The sequence below is a fragment of the Dysgonomonas sp. 511 genome (assembly GCF_010501105.1).
Taxonomy (GTDB): Bacteria; Bacteroidota; Bacteroidia; order Bacteroidales; family Dysgonomonadaceae; genus Dysgonomonas.
The window spans coordinates 1,416-1,737 of sequence record NZ_QVMQ01000077.1 but is presented as its reverse complement, the minus strand read 5'-3'; the positions used below and the strand labels follow the sequence as shown (position 1 = coordinate 1,737).

General features: G+C 43.5%; 1 protein-coding gene. It reads left to right on the top strand.

The genetic code is table 11. The features are described 5' to 3' along the window. Positions 1–322: transposase (locus D0T57_RS16115; protein ID WP_163274343.1), on the top strand; the 322-nt coding region annotated here is incomplete at both ends.

The following is a 322-nucleotide window of genomic DNA, read 5'->3' as shown; positions in this document are numbered from 1 at the left end:
GATTAGTAAATACCAGGACCATCAACCTTACTATCGTCAGCTGGAGATGTTTAAACGAAGCGGAGTCCATTTAGCCGCATCGACAGTAAATGACTGGAGTGCTTCAGCCATTAATTTATTAGAGCCTCTTTACCAACAGTTGAAAAAAGATGTTCTGGGTAGTGATTATATACAAGTGGATGAGACTACGATTCCGGTATTGGATAAAGATAAACCCGGAGCCACCCGTAAGGGCTATCATTGGGTAGTACGCTCTCCTGAAAACGGGCAATTATTTTTTCATTACGACAAAGGTTCCCGGGCCGGGCATGTAGTTGTCGAT